1 protein-coding gene and 1 pseudogene are annotated in these 868 nt (G+C 66.0%); both read left to right on the top strand.

Features of this window, described 5'->3' with window-relative positions:
- Positions 1 to 594: acetaldehyde dehydrogenase (acetylating) (locus EBN03_RS33535; RefSeq protein WP_122192186.1), on the top strand; the 594-nt coding region annotated here is incomplete at its 5' end.
- A gap of 16 nt (positions 595 to 610) precedes the next feature.
- A pseudogene (locus EBN03_RS33530) lies at positions 611 to 868 on the top strand (4-hydroxy-2-oxovalerate aldolase); the annotation flags it as partial.

Raw genomic sequence — 868 nt, 5'->3', positions numbered from 1 at the left:
CCGAACGTCAACATGATCACTTGTGGTGGCCAGGCGACGATCCCGATCGTGGCGGCCGTGTCCCGGGTGGTGCCGGTGGCTTACGCCGAGATCGTGGCGTCGGTGTCGTCGGTGTCTGCGGGTCCGGGTACTCGCGCGAACATCGACGAGTTCACCAAGGTGACCTCGAAGGGTGTGGAGACCATCGGTGGTGCTGCGCGGGGTAAGGCGATCATCATCTTGAATCCGGCCGAGCCGCCGATGATCATGCGCGACACCATTTTCTGTGCGATCCCCGAGGACGCCGACCACGACGCGATCACCGAGTCGGTGCATCGCATGGTCGCCGACATCCAGCAGTACGTGCCCGGTTACCGGCTGCTCAACGAGCCGCAGTTCGACGAGCCGAGCGTGGTGTCCGGTGGGCTGGCGAAGGTTTCGGTGTTCGTCGAGGTCGAAGGCGCCGGTGACTTCCTGCCGCCCTACTCCGGCAACCTCGACATCATGACCGCCGCCGCCACCCGCGTCGGCGAAGTCGCCGCCGACCGCATCCTCGCCGGCCGGGCCGGGTCCGGCGCGGCAGCCGACCAGCCCGGCGACGCGGCCCGGGTCTAGAAAGGACTGAATCACAATGACTTTCTCTGCTGATCTCGATATCCGCGTCACCGATACCTCGCTGCGCGACGGTTCGCACCACAAGCGTCACCAGTTCACCGCGACCGAGGTGCGTGACATCGTGACCGCGCTCGACGGTGCGGGTGTGCCGGTGATCGAGGTGACCCACGGCGACGGCCTGGGCGGGTCCTCGTTCAACTACGGATTCTCCAAAACCCCTGAGCAGGAACTGGTCACGATCGCCGCGCAGACGGCGAAGCAGGCCAAGATCGCC

It is taken from the genome of Nocardia stercoris (assembly GCF_003696265.1).
GTDB classification, from domain to species: Bacteria; Actinomycetota; Actinomycetes; order Mycobacteriales; family Mycobacteriaceae; genus Nocardia; species Nocardia stercoris.
This window is presented reverse-complemented; position numbering and strand designations above follow the sequence as displayed.